This is a genomic window from Paenibacillus sp., from assembly GCF_031177825.1.
Lineage (GTDB): Bacteria > Bacillota > Bacilli > Paenibacillales > YIM-B00363 > Paenibacillus_AE.
Window position 1 is genome coordinate 175,015 of sequence record NZ_JAPSKE010000002.1, and the last position, 17,353, is coordinate 192,367.

19 protein-coding genes are annotated in these 17,353 nt (G+C 60.7%); all 19 read right to left on the minus strand.

Translation table 11 applies throughout. The annotated features are described in order from the left end of the window. Positions 1-298: 298 nt before the first annotated feature. A complete protein-coding gene (locus tag RIN49_RS02890) occupies positions 299-3,970 on the minus strand; it encodes a fibronectin type III domain-containing protein (RefSeq protein WP_309118661.1) in 3,672 nt (1,223 codons plus the stop codon). A 277-nt stretch (positions 3,971-4,247) separates the two neighbouring features. Continuing rightward, on the minus strand, positions 4,248-4,985 hold the full coding sequence (locus tag RIN49_RS02895) for a hypothetical protein (RefSeq protein WP_309118662.1): 738 nt from the start codon (positions 4,983-4,985) through the stop codon (positions 4,248-4,250). Then, positions 4,979-5,320 carry a 2Fe-2S iron-sulfur cluster-binding protein gene (locus tag RIN49_RS02900; protein ID WP_309118663.1) on the minus strand — a complete coding sequence of 114 codons (342 nt, stop codon included), beginning with the start codon at positions 5,318-5,320 and terminating at the stop codon, positions 4,979-4,981. The genes RIN49_RS02895 and RIN49_RS02900 overlap by 7 nt, the downstream gene beginning before the upstream one ends. Continuing rightward, positions 5,308-5,943, minus strand: a complete 636-nt coding sequence (locus RIN49_RS02905; RefSeq protein ID WP_309118664.1) for a nucleotidyltransferase family protein — start codon at positions 5,941-5,943, stop codon at positions 5,308-5,310. Before RIN49_RS02905 ends, RIN49_RS02900 begins: the two co-directional genes overlap by 13 nt. A gap of 17 nt (positions 5,944-5,960) precedes the next feature. Then, positions 5,961-6,254: a 2Fe-2S iron-sulfur cluster-binding protein gene (locus RIN49_RS02910; protein WP_309118665.1), complete on the minus strand. Its 294-nt coding sequence runs from the start codon at positions 6,252-6,254 to the stop codon at positions 5,961-5,963. A gap of 18 nt (positions 6,255-6,272) precedes the next feature. Beyond that, entirely contained in the window at positions 6,273-6,452 is a 180-nt protein-coding gene (locus RIN49_RS02915) for a DUF2768 family protein (protein WP_309118666.1), read from the minus strand. Positions 6,453-6,610: 158 nt separating this feature from the next. Next, complete coding sequence (locus RIN49_RS02920; protein WP_309118667.1) at positions 6,611-6,883, minus strand: stage VI sporulation protein F; 273 nt, start codon at positions 6,881-6,883, stop codon at positions 6,611-6,613. Positions 6,884-6,968: 85 nt separating this feature from the next. Next, positions 6,969-8,024, minus strand: a complete 1,056-nt coding sequence (locus RIN49_RS02925; protein WP_309118668.1) for an NAD(P)H-dependent glycerol-3-phosphate dehydrogenase — start codon at positions 8,022-8,024, stop codon at positions 6,969-6,971. A 19-nt stretch (positions 8,025-8,043) separates the two neighbouring features. Beyond that, positions 8,044-8,646 carry a glycerol-3-phosphate 1-O-acyltransferase PlsY gene (gene plsY / locus RIN49_RS02930; protein ID WP_309118669.1) on the minus strand — a complete coding sequence of 201 codons (603 nt, stop codon included), beginning with the start codon at positions 8,644-8,646 and terminating at the stop codon, positions 8,044-8,046. Between the two features lie 92 nt (positions 8,647-8,738). Next, entirely contained in the window at positions 8,739-10,061 is a 1,323-nt protein-coding gene (gene der, locus RIN49_RS02935) for a ribosome biogenesis GTPase Der (RefSeq protein ID WP_309118670.1), read from the minus strand. Positions 10,062-10,146: 85 nt separating this feature from the next. Beyond that, a complete protein-coding gene (locus tag RIN49_RS02940; RefSeq protein WP_309118671.1) occupies positions 10,147-10,770 on the minus strand; it encodes a YphA family membrane protein in 624 nt (207 codons plus the stop codon). A 55-nt stretch (positions 10,771-10,825) separates the two neighbouring features. Beyond that, positions 10,826-11,905 (minus strand): type 2 isopentenyl-diphosphate Delta-isomerase, encoded by a 1,080-nt coding sequence (gene fni, locus RIN49_RS02945; RefSeq protein WP_309118672.1) that lies wholly within the window; start codon positions 11,903-11,905, stop codon positions 10,826-10,828. Between the two features lie 27 nt (positions 11,906-11,932). After that, positions 11,933-13,156 carry a 30S ribosomal protein S1 gene (gene rpsA, locus RIN49_RS02950; RefSeq protein ID WP_309118673.1) on the minus strand — a complete coding sequence of 408 codons (1,224 nt, stop codon included), beginning with the start codon at positions 13,154-13,156 and terminating at the stop codon, positions 11,933-11,935. Positions 13,157-13,273: 117 nt separating this feature from the next. After that, a complete protein-coding gene (locus RIN49_RS02955; RefSeq protein WP_309118674.1) occupies positions 13,274-13,861 on the minus strand; it encodes a lysophospholipid acyltransferase family protein in 588 nt (195 codons plus the stop codon). A 2-nt stretch (positions 13,862-13,863) separates the two neighbouring features. Further along, on the minus strand, positions 13,864-14,553 hold the full coding sequence (cmk, locus tag RIN49_RS02960; protein WP_309118675.1) for a (d)CMP kinase: 690 nt from the start codon (positions 14,551-14,553) through the stop codon (positions 13,864-13,866). Positions 14,554-14,646: 93 nt separating this feature from the next. Then, positions 14,647-14,883 carry a hypothetical protein gene (locus RIN49_RS02965; protein ID WP_309118676.1) on the minus strand — a complete coding sequence of 79 codons (237 nt, stop codon included), beginning with the start codon at positions 14,881-14,883 and terminating at the stop codon, positions 14,647-14,649. An 89-nt stretch (positions 14,884-14,972) separates the two neighbouring features. Beyond that, positions 14,973-15,617, minus strand: coding sequence for a flagellar brake protein (locus tag RIN49_RS02970; RefSeq protein ID WP_309118677.1), 645 nt, complete (start codon positions 15,615-15,617; stop codon positions 14,973-14,975). A 159-nt stretch (positions 15,618-15,776) separates the two neighbouring features. Then, positions 15,777-17,129 (minus strand): germination protein YpeB, encoded by a 1,353-nt coding sequence (gene ypeB / locus RIN49_RS02975; protein WP_309118678.1) that lies wholly within the window; start codon positions 17,127-17,129, stop codon positions 15,777-15,779. Between the two features lie 57 nt (positions 17,130-17,186). Beyond that, positions 17,187-17,342 carry a hypothetical protein gene (locus tag RIN49_RS02980; protein ID WP_309118679.1) on the minus strand — a complete coding sequence of 52 codons (156 nt, stop codon included), beginning with the start codon at positions 17,340-17,342 and terminating at the stop codon, positions 17,187-17,189. Between the last annotated feature and the right edge of the window lie 11 nt (positions 17,343-17,353).

Here is a 17,353-nt window from a genome sequence, read left to right on the forward strand (position 1 = left end):
TTCGTCATGAGGATGTCGCCGTACGCCGCTCTAGGCAAGCCCGTGAGACGCCGGAACTCGTACATGCAAATGGACTAGTATCAATATATGTGCCATGACGGCCGTTATGACTTTTTCCTTCTGCTTTTTTTCGCCCCCTTGCCCATAGACGACGCAAAACAATTCAGCCTTTTTTAGTTGTATGTTTCGAACGAACGATTATGTTTAAAAAATGAAAAGCGCCCCGGGCGCGGACGTCGGAAGGCAACACGCAGCGGTGTTTTCCGACGCCGGCTTCGGAGCGCGATAAGGAACTATATTAATAGGCCGACAGATAGCTGCCGGAGATGACGGCGATCGAGGAGATGCCCGGTCCCGTCCAGCCGACCGCCAAGTTGTCTCCGCCGCCGCCTTCCTTATGCAAAATTTCGAAGTAATACGCCTGCCCTCCGGTCAACGAGATCGCGCCGGACTGCTGATTGGGAAACTTATTCCACTGCAGCGGGTCCGTATACTCGTGTACGTTCGCGATCATCGTCTTATTCGCCGGATTATCGTTCGCGCTGAGCCAGAATTGGCTCTCGTCGTCGCCCGAGATGTAGAATGTATACGATCCGCTCGTGGCGGGCGTAATGTAGCCGCGAATTCTCGTGCCGTAATTGTCGTTCCAGTTCGTCGGACCTTGCAGGCTGGTCAACGTATCCGTTCCGGTCGGCGCGCTGCCGAGCGGGATGCTGGAGACGCCGCTTCCGCCGATCCCCGTCCAGTATTCGCGCACGACGCTCCCGCCGCCGCCGCTCGACGCGTCGGTCGTCACCGTAACCGCGTTGCTGGCCGCGGAGACGTTATTCGCCGCGTCTTTCGCCTTCACCGTGAACGTGTACGCCGTATTGGCCGTCAGTCCGCTGACCGTGAAGCCCGTGCCGGAGGTCGAACCCGCCAGCGAGGAACCGTTATAGACGTCATAGCCTGTGACGCCGACGTTGTCGGTCGAGGCCGACCAAGACAAGCTGACGCTCGTGCTCGTCTTCGAAGGCGACGTCAGGTTCGACGGGGCCGCAGGCGCTTGCGTATCGCTTCCGCCGCCGCTTCCGCCTTCGTTCACGTCGCAAGTTTTGTATTGACCCGGAGCCGGATCGCCGAACACGTTGTTACCGCACACGACGGAGTTCGTGAACGTCCCGTATGCATAGCTTCCATTGGCTCCGTAACGTACTTCCTTCGTGCCGCTGAAGCTGCACGTTTGATTTTCGCCCGCGCAAGGCACCCAGTTAGCCGAGGACGATGCATTCGTCGTCACGGTTACGGCGTTGCTCGCCGCGGAGACGTTGCCCGCCGCGTCCTTCGCTTTCACCGTAAACGTGTACGTCGTGCTGGCCGACAAGCCGGAGACCGTAAACGTCGTGTTCGTCGTCGTTCCCGCGAGCGAAGAACCGTTATAGACGTCGTAGCCCGTGACGCCCGCATTGTCGGACGACGCCGACCAAGACAGGCTCACGCTGTTGCTCGTCTTCGAAGGCGACGTCAAGTTCGACGGAGCCGTCGGTGCTTGCGTGTCGCCGCCGCCGCCGCCGGTGCCGGCGAGGTTCACGTCGCAGGTTTTGTAATAACCCGGAGCCGGGTCTGTACCGAACGCGTTGTTGGAGCAAACGACAGAGTTCGTGAACGTGCCTTTGACATAGCTGCCGTTCGCGCCGTAGCGCACTTCTTTCGTTCCTGCGAAGCTGCACGTTTGGTTTTCGCCAGCGCAGTTGACCCAATTCGCGAGCGGATCGGTCGTCACCGAAACCGCGTTGCTGGCGGCCGATACGTTATTCGACGCGTCCTTCGCCTTCACCGTAAAGCTGTACGTCGTGCTCGGGGCCAAGCCGGTAACGGTATGATTCGTGCCGCTCGCCCCGGTCGTCGAGGAGACCAACGTGGAACCAGCGTAAATGTCATAGCCGGTTACGCCCATGTTGTCGGTTGACGCCGACCAGGACAAACTTACAGACGTATCTGTTTTCCCCGTGGAGGTCAGATTCGCAGGCGCCGTCGGCGGCTGCGTGTCGCCGGCGTCGGTCGTCACGCTCAGCGTATTGCTCGCCGCCGAGACGTTGCCTGCCGCGTCCTTCGCCTTGACCGTAAAGCCGTACGTCGTGCTCGGCGTGAGGCCGGTTACCGTAAAGGTCGTTGCGTTGGCGCCTGTCGTCGCGCCCGCGAGCGTTCCGTTCTTGTAAACTTCGTAGCCGTATACGCCGACATTATCCGTGGACGCCGACCAAGCAAGGTCGACCGTCACGTTGGACTTCGAAGGGGCGGACAAATTCGTCGGAGCGGAGGGCGCCTGCGTATCCGGCGGACCCGCGTAAACGTTGATCGTATGTTCTTTGAGGCTCGCGCGACCCTCGTTGTCCCACACGACGAGCGTGACTCGGTACGTGCCCGCTTTTTGGTATGTGTAGGTCGGGCTTACGACCGTAGACGGAACGCCTTCGCCGAAATCCCACAGGTTTTCCACGATGCTTCCATTGTCGGAGGACGTATTCGTGAACGTCACCGATTGTCCCAACTGCACCGAGGTTGGCGCCGTAAAGTTCGCCGTCGGCTTCGGATTCGTGAAACCGCGACTCGTCAGCTGCGTGTTCGTGCCGTTGCCGCTGACCGTGTTGTTGCTCCACTCCAGATGCGCCGCGCTGGACGGGTATTGGTCGATGGAAGCGTCTTGGTTTCCGGTAATGACGTTGTTAATGAAGCTCAAGCGATCCGTGCCCGGAGACGTCGTAATTTCGATCGCTTTCCGGCCGTTGTTCTTGATCGTGTTACTGTCGAACGTCATATTGAGCGAGTTGCCGTGAATCCGGACCGCGTTGCCGTCGTATCCGGGATATGCCGCCGCCGGATTGCCCCGCTGTGTATTCTCGAAGGTATTCTTATAGAAATACTGATATTGCTGCGGCGCTTCGGCACCTTCGCCTTGGAGCTGCATGCCCCACATGACCATGTTCTTGACGGTGTTGTAGCCCCAATATTGATACCCGGAGCCGGACGATTGCTGGATGCCGACCTGCTGGCCGTTATCGACGATGTTGTCGGTCGCGATCGAATGAGGGGCCATGATTTCCAGACCCATTCCCTGCACCGTTCCGTCGTTCGTGCCGACGAAGTTGCGGCGCGTCGCTGTATACTGGGAGCGGACGACGCTCAGCCAGTGGTCGACATGGTTGTCTTCAACGACCGAGTGGTTGCAGTTGGTATGCAACTCGATCGACAACCCGTGCTCCTTCAAGCCGGAACGGGTAGCGGTATTGTTCGAGACGACGACGTTCTGACAGCCGTCGTTGGCGAAGATCGCTCCGCGGCCGGAGCCGTCTACGATATTGCGGAGAATCTTCGTCCCGTTGGAATTCCAACCGGCGCGGATCCCGGCGCCCCAGGTGGAATTGACGCCCATGTTGATGAACTCGTTGTCGGTGATTTCGTTATTGTCCGAATTGGCGGTCATAATGCCGAACGGCGCGAACCCGTCCGACTTGGTGAACTCCTTGAACAAGTTGTGATGAAATTTGTGATTGCCTTGATTTGCGCCCGAGTTATCGACATTGATTCCTGCCAGCGTATGATTGTTCCCCCAGAACGTAAGCCGGGATACCTCCGTGCCGCTCGTATTGTTGAGGTTCAACATCAATCCATCGGTCGTCGCGGTGTACCGCACAATTGTCGTATCCCGATGTTCCCCTTGGATCTTTATGCCCGACTTGCCGACCAATCCACCGGATGCCAGGTAATATGTACCCGCCGGTAAATAGACCGTATCTCCCGAACTTGCGGCGTTGATCGCATTCTGAAGCGCGGCTCTGTCGTCCGCTCCATCGCCTCCGTTAGCGCCGTAAGTGGTTACATTAATCGTCGCCGCAAGCGCCGACTGGACCGGAACGACCGGAAGCAACAACGTGAACGCGATGCCCGCGTTCGTCAAAAACCGGCCGATCCTTTTTCGTGTCCTCATCATTCGTTACCTTCCTCCTTTTCATCACTCGTTCGTTAGCCCTTTCGCTACATTGGTCCCTATGGATGTACAGTCTGCCAGCGGGACGCTGCTTCGACCTCCCCCCTCTCCGTTCCTAGCATCGCACGGATCGCCGGCCTTGTTTACTCTACTCGATTCGAAAAGGTGTATTATCCGCGTGAACAATGTTCGGTTTACTGTCTATAGTCGGTTTCTATAAAAAAACGCACGCCTTCCGTCCTTCCGGAAGCGCGCGCGCCTTGCGAATCACCTGATTCAATTACTTCCCTTCCGGCGCCGTCAGCACCGGTTCGCCGTTCTTCCAGACGTACGGATACGACAGCGCCGGCGCGAGCGGAGACGCCTTCGCGAGCCATTCCCGCGCGTCTTCGCCTTCGGCGACGGGCGCGTCGCCCGCCTGGCGGGACGCCTCCATAATATCGAGGCCGTAGTCGATCAACGTCTCCCCCGACGCATGAAGCAGCACCGACAAAATTTGATTCGTGAACGGGCTCCGGATGTCCGGCGCCTCCCGCTTCAGCGCGGCGTAATCGATGGCGAAGAAGCCCGGCGCGGTTTCGGCGCCGGCCGGCAGCTTGCCGTTCGCGTCGCGATAACGATCGACGTCCTTTTGCAAATCGGCGACCTGCTGCACCGCGGACAGGTCCATCAGCATGACGACCGGCTCGGTCTCCGGATGAACGAGCAAATAATAATAATGTCCTCCGGCCTCGAACGCGTTCGCCGGGATGGAGCTTAACATGTCCGTTCGCACGAGCCGGTTCAGGTCGATGACGTATTTCTCGAACGCCGACGTCGATTCGTCGGCGTTCTTGATCGGATAGACGCCTCTCGCCTTGTAATAACGTTCTACCGCCGCAGCGACGCGGTCGATCTCTTCGCGGACGAACGCCGGATTCGCTTGCCGGCGCTCGATTTCGCCGCGATACATACATCCGGTCAGCATCGCCGCCGCAAGCAGAACGAACAGGACTCGAGACCAACGCCGAATCACCATAAGCCCCCCTCCTCCTCTTCCTTCTGCCGTTCGAGCTGGCGGCGCACGGCCGCCTTCAACGGGTCTTCGGGCACGAGGACCGTCGCGTCTTTCGTCGCCTTCGTCTGGCAGGACAACCGTTCGTCCGCGCCGTCCCCCAGCTTGCGCCGTTCGGCGTCGGTCCGCGGGGTAACGGTCGACGGATCGACCACCCTTACCTTGCACATTAGACACCCCGCGACGCCGCCGCAGCGCGTACGCACCGCGACGCCGGCCTGACGCGCCGCGGCCAGCAGCGTCGTGCCCGGCCGAACGTCGATCGTCTTCCCTTCGGGTTGGAACGTCACTCGCGGCATGCGGTCGCCTCCCCGGCCGCTCCGAGGAGATCGCCGGGTACGTCCAGCAGCCCAAGAAGGCGTGCGCGCCAGTTCTCGTCGAACCGGTTGTCCTCAAGAATCCGAATCAGCGCCGGCAGATGCGAAGTCAAGTCGCTCCGCATCGCGGCGGCGATGCTTTCGTACCGGTCTTGGCGGTGGCGCAGCAGATTGAACGCCAGCTCGTGAGCGAGCGGCATGACGCCGATCGAAGCGCCCTTCGCTTCCGCCCGCAGCGCGTGCGTTCGCATCGCGCCCGCGATATCGACGCGGTACAAGGCGCCGGGCTCGCGTACCTCGAAGCCGGCGACGAGCTCCAGCGTCACGCCTCCGATCGCATAGTGAGACAGTACCGAGCGGTACCGTTCGGTTTCGTTGTATTGTTGTTCGTCTACCGCGAAGTCGGCGAGCGCGCGATGGAACGCGACGGCGCCATCGGCGTCGACGTAGATGTCCAAATCCCGAGGCGCGGCCGCGATCGGCACTTCGTGGTACGTCAGGCCGCAGCTGCCGCCGACGAGCCACGGCGACGGCACGGCCGACCAGCGATCGGCCGCCGTGCGGAGCGCCTCCGCCAGCGCGGACGGCAATTGAGCCGAAGTCATGGTTCTACCCCTCGATTCTAAAAATAAGTGCGGTTGACGGCGCGTATTTCGCCTTCGCGCTTTACCGTCGCTTGGCAGCCGAGACGATACCCTTGTTCGATCTCCTCTTCGTCCATGCGATCGTATTCCGCGTCGTTCGGCTCGCCGAGCAGCTCGCGGCCTTCTTCTACGTACACCCGGCACCGCGCGCACGTCCCCCGCGTACAGGAAAACCCGAGATCGATCCCGTTCGCGAGCGCATGGTCGAGCAGCGACTTTCCGATTTCGACGGGCACCGTCTTGACGACGGTTCGTCCCTTCAACGTCAGCATAGCTTGTCCTCTTTTCTACTAAAACATGGATAGCAGCGCGAACGGCACCATCAGCACGAGCAGCGCGAACGCGACGATCGACAGGACGACGCGTACCGCCCCCTTCGTCTTTGCGCGCGCGTATGTGATGAGCAGCGAAGCGACAGCCATGAATCCCAGCGCCACGAAGGACGCCCACATTTTGTCGAGCGGCGACATATTCTCTTCTCCCGGTACGCTCCGGAGACCGGGCTTCGGGCTCCGAAACGAGATTCATTTTCATAACAGTATACACAGCGATTTCCCCGACACGCAAGCGGGCGCCCGTATGACTTGCACGGACGCCCGCTTTGGTACCCCGCCCGAAACGCGCGGGATTATTTCATCATCATCTTCATAAGCTGCTCCATGCTGTTCGGGTTCATGCCGCTCTTCTTGACCGCCGTCACGATTTCCTTCATCAGGGAATCCGATACCGGTACGCCGGCCATTGCGCCGACTCTCTTGATGAGCTGCTTGAGCTCGGCTTCGCTCTGCATCGTCGACGGCTTCACGCCGCTAGCGAGTTTGTTGATGTCCTTCTCCGTGATCGTCTTTCCGGTCTTCTTCTTGACCACGCCGAGCACGTCTTTGCCGATTGGCTTCGCCATTCGCGTTCCTCCCTCCGCCGTTTTCTCCATCGTATGATGGGGACTAGCGGAAGGTGTAGGCGGGCGCGTCGCGAACGCGAAGACGTTAGTCGGCGGGCGCATCGCGGAACGCCGCCGCGGCTTCGCGGACGATGTCCTCGATCTCGTGGGTACGGCCGCGGCCCATTAACGCCTCGACGGCCGAGCGCGGATGTTTGCCGCGGAACAATACGGCGTGCAGCTGCTCGGCGATCGGCAGCTCGACGCCGTATTTGGCTGCGAGGGCGATCGCCGCCTTCGTCGTGCGGACGCCTTCGACGACCATGCCGAGCGATGCGAGCACCTCTTCGAGCGGCGCCCCTTCGGCGAGCTTATAGCCGGCGCGCCAATTGCGGCTGTGCCGGCTCGTGCACGTCACGACGAGGTCGCCGACGCCCGCGAGTCCCGCGAACGTCAGCGGATTCGCTCCCATCGCGACGCCTAAGCGCCCGATCTCCGCGAGCCCCCGCGTCAGGAGCGCCGCCTTCGCGTTATCGCCGAAGCCGAGGCCGTCCGACATGCCCGCGCCGAGCGCGATAATGTTCTTAAGCGCGCCCGCGATCTCCACCCCGGCGACGTCCGGGTTCGTGTACACCCGGAACGCCGGGGTGATGAAGGCGTCCTGCGCCGCCTCCGCGAGCTCGGGACGCGAACAGGCGACGACGACGGTCGTCGGCGAGCGTTGGATGACCTCTTCCGCGTGGCTCGGCCCCGACAAGACGACGACGCTGCCCGGCTCGAGGACGTCCGCGAACTCCTCCTCCAGCACGTGCGACATGCGGAGCAGCGTGTCCGCTTCGAATCCTTTGGTCGCGTGCACGATCAATTGATCGCCGCGCACGTACGGCTTCGCCCGACGCGCGACGTCGCGCATCGCGGACGACGGCGCGACGAAGAGGAGGATGTCCCCGTGCCGCGTCGCTTCCTCGATGCTCGTCGTCGCGCGGACGCTCGGCGCGAGCTTCGTCCCGGGTACGTACTTTTCGTTCGTGCGGCGCTCGTTGATTTCCTTCGCCTGCGCTTCGCCGCGCGTCCAGAGCAGCACCTCGAGGCCGTTGTCGGCCAATACCGCGGCGAGCGCCGTTCCCCAACTGCCCGCCACGAATACGGTCGCTTTCTTCATTCGCGTGGTTCCCCTCCCCTTATCGGTTCGAGCGGCGGAACGAAAGTTTGTTTTCCTTCCCTTGCGCCAGCTTCACGATGTTGCTCCGATGTCGATAGAACGCCAGGGCGGCGAGCGCCAGACTGAATACGATCAATTCCGGCTCTCGGCCGAACGCCCAGAGCGACACCGGCAGCAGCGCCGCGAACAGCAGCGAGCCGAGCGAGACGAATCGCGTGACGACGATGGAAGCGATGCCGACAAGGCCCGCGACGAGGCCGGGCACGAAGCACAGCGTCGCCACGACGCCGATCATCGTGGCGATGCCCTTGCCGCCGCGGAACGCGAAGAAAACGGGCCAATTGTGGCCGATGATGACCGCGAAGCCGGCGAGAATCGGCAGCAGCAACGAACCGGGTTCGAGCCACCAGCCGACCCATACCGCGAGCACGCCCTTCGCGATGTCGAGCGCCAGCACGGTGAGCGCCGGACCGACGCCCATCACGCGCAGCGTATTCGTCGCGCCGGCGTTGCCGCTGCCGTGCTTGCGAATGTCGATGCCTTGAAACATTTTTCCCCATAAGAAGCTAAAGCTGATCGAACCGATCAAATAGCCGATGACGACCGCGAGAACGTAATTCACGTTGTCCTTCTCCCCTTACTCCTGGTCTTACATCCGTTTCGTCGGAACCGCATCGCGTACGCTCGGTAGGTACGCTAAAAGCGGTTCCTTCGTTACTCCCCGTCGTTTTTCCGTTTGGTCGCGATACGTACCGGCGTGCCCTCGAACGGGAACGCCGTGCGGATCCGATTTTCCAAATAGCGCTCGTACGAGAAATGCATCAACTCCGGTTCGTTCACGAACAAGATGAACGTCGGCGGCTTCACCGCGACTTGCGTGACGTAATTAATGCGCAGACGACGGCCCTTGTCGGTCGGCGGCGGATTGACCGCGACGGCGTCCGCCACGATATCGTTCAGCACGTTCGTCGGCACGCGCATCGAATGCTGCTCCGCGACGTGCTGCACGACGGGCAGCAGCTTGTGCAGACGCTGCTTCGTCGTCGCCGAAACGTAGACGATCGGCGCGTACGACATGAAGAGGAAGTGATCCCGGATCGATTCCGTGAAGCGCTGCATCGTCTTGTCGTCTTTCTCCACCGCGTCCCACTTGTTCACGACGAATACGGCCGCTCGGCCCGCCTCGTGCGCATACCCCGCGATGTGCTTATCCTGCTCGATGATGCCTTCCTCGCCGTTGATGACGATCAGCGCGACGTCCGCGCGCTCGATCGCCTGCATCGATCGCATGACGCTGAACTTCTCGGTCGCCTCGTACACCTTCCCGCGCTTGCGTATGCCGGCGGTGTCGATAAGGACATATTGCTGTCCGTCCTTCTCGAACGGCGTATCGATGGCGTCGCGAGTCGTACCGGCGATGTCGCTGACGATGACGCGCTCTTCCCCCAGCAGCGCGTTCACGAGCGACGACTTGCCGACGTTCGGACGGCCGATCAACGCGATCTTGATCACTTCGTCCCCGTACAGCTCTTCCGGCTTCTCCGGAAGACGCTTCACGATCTCGTCGAGCAAGTCCCCGACGCCGATGCCGTGCGTGCCGGATAACCCTACGGGATCTCCCAACCCGAGCGAATAGAACTCGTAGATCTCGTCGGTGCTCGCAGGATTGTCCATCTTGTTGACGCCGAGCACGATCGGCTTGTTCGAGCGGAACAGCAGCTGCGCGATCGTCTCGTCCGCCGGGGTCAGGCCCGCCTTCGCGTCGGCGATGAACAGAATGACGTCCGCTTCCTCGACGGCCAACTCCGCCTGCATCCGCACTTGCTTCAGCAGCTCGTCTTCGCCGAAAATTTCGATGCCGCCCGTGTCGATAATGCTGAACGGCTTGCCGTTCCATTCGGCGGTTCCGTAAATCCGGTCGCGCGTCACGCCCGGACGGTCTTCCACGATTGCCAATCGTTCCCCGATAATTCGGTTGAAGATCGTCGACTTGCCGACGTTCGGCCGGCCGACGATGGCCACGATCGGTCTGGCCATACATTCACTCTCCTATTATGTATACGACTTCGTTTGAACTGACCTCATCATAACAAAAAGAAGCCCCGAATGCGAAAACGGCGTCTTACCTTCGCACCCGAAGCCATGCCCAGATCCTTCCGCCTTCCCGCTTCGCCCGGTCGACGACGGCCGCGGACGCGACCGAAAGCACGCGCGCCGATGCCGCGGCCACCCACCACGCGTCTTGAAATTCGCGGCCCCCGAAGAAGGGCGGCTGCCATCTTGCGTACAGCAGCGCCATATAAGCGTCGTTCACGACGAGCGCGATCGACAGCATCGCGAGCTGCGCCGCGGCGCGCCTCGTATAGCAGACGACCAGGAGGGCGATCAACGCGACGGGGTCGACGGTCGGATGCAGGACGATCGCCAGCGGGTCGACTCGTTCGACGAGCTGCACGAGCGAAAAGATCGCGCCGAGCAAACACCCGAACGACAGCGCAGCCGCGGCGTCCTTCCTCGAAAACGGCGAGACGAGCCCGAGCGCCGCGAGCGCGAGCAGCGGCGCGTACGCCGCAGTCCCCGCCCATGCTCCCGCCTTCCAGTCGACGGCGGCGGCCGCGATCCAGCCGAGGCAAAACAGCGACGCCGCCCGCGCCGACGCCCCGCCGATCGCATGCGATCTCCAGCCGAAGCAAATCAAGATCAGGGACAAGGTGAGCAAAATATAAGAGAGAAAGCCCGGATTCATGCTCGTACCTCCGCGAATCGGTTCTTTCCCCTATTATCGCTCCAAGCGCCTCGTTTTACTCCGAGTCGGCCTCCCGCTCCGGCCGCGCGGCGCGCCTTGCGTACTTCCGGATGTCGATGCCCCGCGCGGCGCACCAATCGGCCGTCTCGCCGACGATCACGACCGGCGCGGATTGGAGCTCGGGAATCGTTCGAGCGCCGACGGCGGTCATGACGAGCCGCAGCTCCTCCTCCAGCTCGCGGATCGAGGCGGCGACCGCTTCGACCCCCTCCTCGCGAAGCTTGCGCAGCAGCGCGCCGGCCAGTCCGACGGCATCCGCGCCGAGCGCGATCGATTTCGCCGCTTCCAAGCCCGTGCGGATGCCTCCGGAGCCGATCAATCGGCCGGCCGGCGCCGCTTCCTTCGCTTCGAGCAGCGATTCCGCGGTCGTGTTGCCCCAGTCGTCGAACCACGGAAGCGGCCGTTCCCGGCGAGCGTTCTCGATTCGAGCGAAGTTCGTTCCGCCGGTTCCGCCGCAGTCGACGGCCGCGACGCCGACCGACAGCAAGCGGGAAGCCGCGTCCATGGTCATGCCGAAGCCGACCTCCTTCGCGATGACCGGGACGTCCGCGCTCCGCACGATTCGCTCGATGCGGCGCAGCGCCCCTTCGAAGGAGCGATCGCCCTCGGGCATGACCAGCTCCTGCACGACGTTCAGATGAATTTGGAGCGCATCCGCCCGGATCATCTCGACGGCGCGCTTCGCTTGCTCCGGAGTCGCCTCGCTGCCCAAGTTCGCGAACAGCAGCCCTTCGGGATTGGCTCGTCGCGCGGCCGCATAACTCGCTTCGAGCTCCGGATCGCGCAAAGCGGCCATCTGCGAGCCGACCGCCATCGCGACGCCCGTAAGCCTCGCCGCTTCCCCGAGGCCGTAATTGATTTCTTCCGTCTCCGTCGCCCCGCCCGTCATCGCATTAATAAGAATCGGCGAGCTCATAGTGAGTTCGCCGATTCGGGTCGTAAGCGAGATATGGGACACGGACGTGTCGGGGAGCGGGTTATGCACGAATCTCACGTCCGACAGGCCGTTCCGGCCGCTCTGGCCGGAAGCGAGCGCATGGCGAACATGATCCATCTTGCGCGACATTCGCGTCATTCGTTTCGACTCCCCGTCGCTCGTCGATTACTTGAACTTGCTGAGCTTGTCGCCGAAGCGCTCGCCGAGCGTCAGGTTAAGCGATTGCGCGTCCGGAATGTCGACTTGCGGCTGTCGCGGCGCGCGGGCCGGACGATCTTGGCGTTGCGGCTGCTCCGGCGCTTCTTCCGTCTCCTTGATGCTGAGGGAGATGCGCTTCTCCGCTACGTTGATGTCGAGCACCTTCACGTTCACTTGCTGTCCTTCCTTCAGGACTTCATGCGGCGTGCCGATGCGGCGATGAGCGATCTGGGAAACGTGAACCAAGCCCTCGACGCCAGGCGCCACTTCGACGAACGCGCCGAAGTCGACAAGACGTCGAACCGTGCCTTGAATGATGTCGCCGATCTGGAATTGGCCGCCCGCTTGCTCCCACGGACCCGGCTGTGCCGCCTTCACGCTGAGGGAGATGCGCTCGTTGGCCGGATCGAGCTTCAGGATTTTCACCTTCACCTTGTCGCCTTCCTTCACGACGTCGGAAGGCTTCTCGACGTGCTGATAGGAAAGCTCGGAGATGTGAACGAGGCCGTCCACGCCGCCGACGTCTACGAACGCGCCGAATTGCGTCAGGCGCTGAACCGTGCCTTCGATGACGTCGCCTACGCTCAGACGCTCCATGACCTGTTGCTTTTGCGCTTGGTATTGCTCTTCCAGAACGTCCTTCTGGGAGAGAATGAGCTTATTGTTCGGACGGTCGATTTCTTTGACCTTCAGCTTCAAGGTGCGCCCCTTGTAGTCGCTGAAGTCTTCGACGAAGTGACGCTCGACCATCGAAGCCGGAATGAAGCCGCGAACGCCCACGTCCACGACGAGTCCGCCCTTCACGACGTCGACGACTTTCGCTTCGATCGTCTCGTTGTTGTCGAGGTACTCCTGCATTTTGTCCCAAGCCTTCTCGCCTTCGACTTGCTTCTTCGAAAGCGTTAGCGTTTCTTTCGCGTCGTTGATGCCGACGACCTTGCAAGTAACTTCCTGTCCCAATTGAACGACGTCCGATATATTGTCAAGAGGGACGGAAGACAGCTCGCGGGCGGTGATGACGCCATCGTATTTGTAACCGATGTCCACGTACACCTGATTGTCCTCCACCTTCACGACGGTGCCTGTGACGATGTCGCCCTTCTTAACCGTCGACACCTCGTTCATGTCCACCGTGTCCGCGGATTCCGCCGCCGCTTGCTCGTTTGCTTGTACCTTCGTCTCTTCCGTCATAACGATACCCTCCTCAGATTTCCAAAAACCCATTTGTGATGAATGTAGTATAATTCCAAAATACCATTTCCATACGTTAGAAATCAATGTACGTCTTCGGTATTCGGAAACTTGTAATCAACGATGTCGATCCAGCAAGTCCTGGATGGCGCTCATAATTCGGGCGGTGAGCGCGTCCGTCTGCTCCGCCGGAGGCAGATGCGCGACGGCTTCGGCGGCGTCGAACGGTTCCCCGTAGACGACCTTCAACCGCCGGAACGGCTTATACGATCCGATGATCGCGACCGGCAGGATGTTCGCTTTGCTGCGGAGCGCCATGCTGGCCGCCCCCTTCTTGCCTTCGCCGAGCTTCTCCGTCTTCTGTCTCGTGCCCTCCGGGAAGACGACGAGCATGCTGCCTTCCTTGAGTACCTTGATCGCGGTTTTCATCGTTTCCATGCTCATGCCGCCCCGTTGAACGGGGAAAGCGCCGCAGGACCGAATGAACCAGGACAGCACCGGAATGCGGAACAGTTCCGCCTTCGCCAGAAACGTGACCTGCCTTCGCAAATAACATGCGATAATCGGCGGGTCTAGAAAGCTGCGATGATTGCCGCATACGACGACGGGGCCGGAAGCCGGTTCCCGGTCCGCCCCGACCGACTTCACAAGGAAGATGATCGAGAGCAATCTCCTGACGATCGCTCTAGCGACGACGTATACCATCGTTACACCTCCAACGCCCGGCGGCATAAGCGGACGATGCGTTCCGCCGCTTCGTCCGCGGTCAGGTGCGACGTGTCGAGCAGCACCGCGTCGTCCGCTTGCTTCAGCGGCGAGGTCGCCCGTTCGGAGTCGCTCTTGTCGCGGGCGGCGATCGCTTCCATCAAGCCCTCGACCGTAACTTCCGGGTCCTTCTCCTTCAGCTCCAGCCAACGGCGCTCGGCGCGGATGCGGACGCTGGCCGTCATGAACACCTTCACTTCCGCGTCGGGAAGCACGTTCGTGCCGATATCTCTGCCGTCCATGACGACGCCGCGCCGATCGGCGATGTCTCGCTGCAATCGTACCAACACGTTGCGAATCGTCGGGACGGCCGCCACCTTCGATACGAACGAGGTCACTTCCTGCGTCCGGATCGGCTCCGTGACGTCTTCGCCGTCCATGATCACCTTCTGCCCGCCCGGCTCGGGGACGAGCCGGATGTCGGTCCGCTCCGCCAGCCCCGCAAGCGCCTTCGCGTCGTCCAAATCCGCGCCTTCGCGAAGCGCCTTCAACGTCACCGTCCGGTACATCGCGCCCGTATCGACATATATGTATCCCAATGTTTCGGCGACCTTCCGCGCCACCGTGCTCTTCCCCGCACCGGCCGGTCCGTCGATCGCGACATTAATCTTAGCAGTAGGAGGCCAATTCAAATCCGAGAACTTCCTTTCATCTAAAGCGAGTGGACCGCTGCAGACGTCGCCGTCTCGCAGAGAAAAGCAGGCATGGCCTGCTTTCGCGCTCGTTTAGTATAGCACACGTTCGGGGGATGGTGCAAAACCGTAGGAACGCCCTTCCAGTCTGTCCACCTCTACGATTCGCTCCCGTACGGCGTCGATCGTCAGCAATGCTTGCAATAGCACCAGGATGAAAAATAAAAGGACGATCCCTCGCAAGAGCCGCTTCTCCACCTTATCGGACAGCCGCAGAAACCGCTCGATATACGCTTCCGCGCTTTCTTCGCGCCGTTCGTTCGCCGCCAATCGCGCTCCTCCTTCATAAAAAAACCTATCGGGTCTCGCTCCCGATAGGTTGCTACGCAATAGGAAAATTATGCATGGTGGACTCGGCGCTACTTTCGCATTTCGAACTGTCGTTCGAAACAATATCGGATGATCTTCTGCTGTTCGACGCCCGCGATGTCGAGAAAGCGCATCATCGCAAGCTGCTTGCCCGTCTCGAGCGGCTTGATGCGAATGACTTCGGATTTGAACGGCACATGCTCGATGGAACCGTTGCGGAAGTGGATGAGCAGCCAGCAATGCAGCGAATCGTTCGCTTTGATCGGGATGTGCCCGTCGCAGACGATCGAGATGCCTCCCCCGCTGACGTCTTCCGTCACCGCGAGAAATTGGAGGTGATCGCCGAGTCGGCAGGCGATCTCGAGCGTGGCCGGGACGCGAAGGAACGTGCGCCGCTGTACGCGGGTGATCGTCTCGGGGTCCGGCCGCCGCAAAATCACGAGTCGGACGACGTCCGTCTGATGGCCGACGACCTCGGTTTCGAAGAAGTTTTTCACGCCGTCGCCCGTGACGAAATGGGCGGATATTTGATCGCCCGCGTCGAGCCGTTTGAACCGTCCCGTCTTCTCGTCGATCGGCAGCTCGACGGCGATGTTCTCCTCGCTGACGTCGGCGATGCGCGTTTTATATTGTCGCTTGCTCTCCTCTTCGTCGAGCGACGCCACTTGAAGAAATAACGTTTGATTGATTTTCACTCGCTCGGGCCCTCCCCTGCGGAACCGAACCTTGCGGATGACCTGGTTCGTTCGTCCCATGACCTAATACTGGTATTATACCAACCGCGAGGGAGAAAAGGAATGACAAAAGCGCAAGACGGAGTTCCCGCCTTGCGCTCGCTCGTCCGATCGGTTCCGTTACGTCCCGGACGCCTCGGCGTCGGAATCGCGGATCCGCTCGATTTTTTCTTCGAAGCCGTTGTCGGCGTTGAAGTAAATCCGGTAATCGCCGCCGTTAATGCTCCCTAAGAACTCGTAACACAGCACTTCCTCGTCCAAGTCGTTCCGGATCACGGCGAGCGACGCGTCCCTCAACTTGAAGTTCGGATTCAGCAGCTTCCTCGCTTCGGCTTCGGTCATCGCCGGCTCGTCGATCTTCTCGGTCGAAGGATGGAACAGCAGCTCGCCGGCGGAGAGGCCCGTCACTTCCGCGTCGTCGAGCGCCACCTTCACCGTCACCTTCTCCGGGTAGATCGTTACGCCGTTGACGACGCGGGCGAACATGACGCTCGCAACGTTATTGTATTCGTCGTAGCTGACCGCTCGCATGCCTTCATACCCGTGCTCCTGCAGGAAGTCCGTGCCGGCTTCCACCGCCCCGCGGATATCCACGATCTTGTTCTCGACCGCGCGTTCCGTCAAGAAGTACACGAGCTTCCCGCCCGCTTTGGTGAATTCCAACTGGCGCGTCGACTGATCCTTCGCCGGCACCGAAACCGTATACGTCGTAAACTCGGTATCGGCGCCGTTTTCGACCGTCTTCATGCCCGACGTATCCTTCAATCCGAGGAAATCCGCAGCTTTGCGCTCGGCGTCCTCCGCCGTAATCGGCGCGCCTTCCACGCCCTGCATCGACATGCGCCGATTCATCGCCGTCATCGTCGGACCCCAGTCGATGTCGCCGTTCTCGGTGACCCGCTTGTTCATCAGCTTAAAGCCGTCGATGATGTCGTTGTCGTAATTTTCTTCGCCGGAAGCGAGCAGCACCTCGACGTCCATCCACTGAAGGCGATTGTTGATGACCGATTCCTGCACCTTCCGAAGATCGGTCTTGATCTCCTTCGACTGCTCGTACAACGTTGTAAGGATCTTCATCTCGGCCGGCGTCAGCGGCTGTTTCTGCAAATCGCGCATCGCCGTCTTGTAGGAGAACTTGGAGATGTTCGCCAGCAGCTCTTCCGTCTCGTGGAACGGCATCAGCGTGAGCGGAAGCTGATTCACTTCCGATTGCGCCTGACTCGTCAGACGCCACATGTTGATAAGACCTTTGCGGTGGAAGTTCGACGCGCTGCTCACGGCCAGCGTGTTGCCGAGCTCCTCGTGCAGCTGGTCCATATGATAAGACAAGTCATGGAAAGCGCGTTGATATTGGTTTTCCGCCTTGACCAGGATTTGGTTTTTCTCTTGGTGCTCCTGATACCCCCACAGCCCGGCTCCCACGAGGAGAATCGTGACGATCGGGAACAGGACGGCGCTTAAACGTTGGTACACTCTAGACGTCCCCCTTCAACGAAAACTTATCGTTAGCTTTCGTTGAAGGCGTCGACGTTATACACTTTCTTCATCGATTAGAAAATCGTGATCGTTATCGCACAGACAGCGCTTGAACCCCGTCTCGATGCGGCCCTTCTCCTTCTTGCCGCGCAAGACGAAGCGTTCGCCGCACCGGTTGCAGCGAATCGATACTTTCACGCGAGAATTCATCGTGTTCCCGT